Source organism: Xanthomarina maritima, assembly GCF_008084905.1.
Taxonomy (GTDB): Bacteria; Bacteroidota; Bacteroidia; order Flavobacteriales; family Flavobacteriaceae; genus Xanthomarina; species Xanthomarina maritima.
Genome location: NZ_VSFC01000008.1, coordinates 1 through 1,409, shown reverse-complemented (window position 1 = coordinate 1,409; position 1,409 = coordinate 1). Strand labels below are relative to the sequence as shown.

General features: G+C 27.8%; 2 protein-coding genes. Both read right to left on the bottom strand.

Annotated features, from left to right (window positions below; genetic code table 11):
* Window positions 1-50: 50 nt before the first annotated feature.
* On the bottom strand, window positions 51-785 hold the full coding sequence (locus FVF61_RS01270; protein ID WP_148452441.1) for a hypothetical protein: 735 nt from the start codon (window positions 783-785) through the stop codon (window positions 51-53).
* 150 nt (window positions 786-935) lie between these two features.
* The gene (locus FVF61_RS01265) at window positions 936-1,340 is read right to left on the bottom strand and encodes a hypothetical protein (RefSeq protein ID WP_148452439.1); all 405 of its coding nucleotides are present in this window, start codon (window positions 1,338-1,340) and stop codon (window positions 936-938) included.
* Window positions 1,341-1,409 lie beyond the last annotated feature (69 nt).

Here is a 1,409-nt window from a genome sequence, read left to right as displayed (position 1 = left end):
TAGCTTGAAATTGCTTGTTTTTTAACTCAGTTCTTTGTTGGCATTAGTTTTTATTCTTTTTGTCCAAACCAATTCAAATTATTTTCATAATCGGCTTGTTTGCTTTTGTATGTTCTAAAAATCCGCTCAATTGAAGTTTGTTTAAGAATGCTTTTAATTGAATCCATTTGAGATTCTGTTACATTCATGTCGGCAATTAAGTTAAACCTCAAGAACGGCTTTAATTCATCCCGTGAGTGTTCTTTAAACTTGTTTACTTCACCATCCAAATTATTTAAGTCAGATGCTAAATCGGTTTTGACTTTTAAATTGTTGTCAACAAAACCGACATAAACATTAAAATTCAGATTACTGGGTAAACCAATTTGCTCTAATTTCGTTTCCTTTATTGGTAAGTCAATTTCAATACCTACATATTTTTGGAAAAAGTCATAAGTATTTTTAGCTTTAATTAGTTCAGGGAGTTGAATTATAGTGTCTCTTAAAATTTTAAGGATAAGTAATTCGTTTGATTTATCTAATTTATAAGAATAAGTTAATTGCTTTTTATCAATAAATCCTTTTATATGTGTTAAGTGAATTTTGTCTTTACTAACTTCCCATTGTGCGAAGTTTTTTCCAAGCTTATCATAAGAAATAAGCGAGTCATTATAAAATTGAAATTCTATAAACCCATAGTTGTCATTACTATTTGAATACCAATTTCCAATTAATTTTTCTTTCTGTTTTGTAGAAGAACAACTAATTAGGAAAATTAATAAAATGTATGCTAAAATGTTCTTCATTCAAATTAATGCCAACGGTTTCGTGTATGAAAAGTGCGTGTATGTGTCAGAGGATTTTCCGTAGGAAAATCGGAAGAAAGCAAACACGCACTTTTCTTTGGTTAAGCACTAAAATAAGCATTTTTTATACACAGTGTTGTAAAACGTTTTTTATTCAAGTTCGTTTATATACTTATTTTCAGAATAATATTTTTCATTCCGCTTAAATTTGCCGAAATCCAATTTCATTAATGTGTCTAGATCTTTCCTTTTGATATTTATTAATAAAGATTTTCTTTTTTTTGATATCGTATCTCCAACTTTGAAAAAATCAAAAAAATCTGAACTTTGAAAAATAAAGTCTTTTTTGTTGTCACCAAAAATTTCATTTCGAATAATTATAATTGGTGTTGCGTGATTTTGTTTGTCAATATATTTGTCAATAATTATTCCTTCATATTTATAGTGATATTCATCATAAACAACTTTATCAAAAGATTCTTTTGGAGTCAGATTGTCGCAGGAATTTAGTCCGAATGTTAGTAAAATTAATAAAAAGGCAAGTTTATTATTCAAACTAATGGGTGTTTTTCAAATGTTTTACAACGTGTTTGTGTATGGTTTCGTTGCGTTGGCAAGGACTAA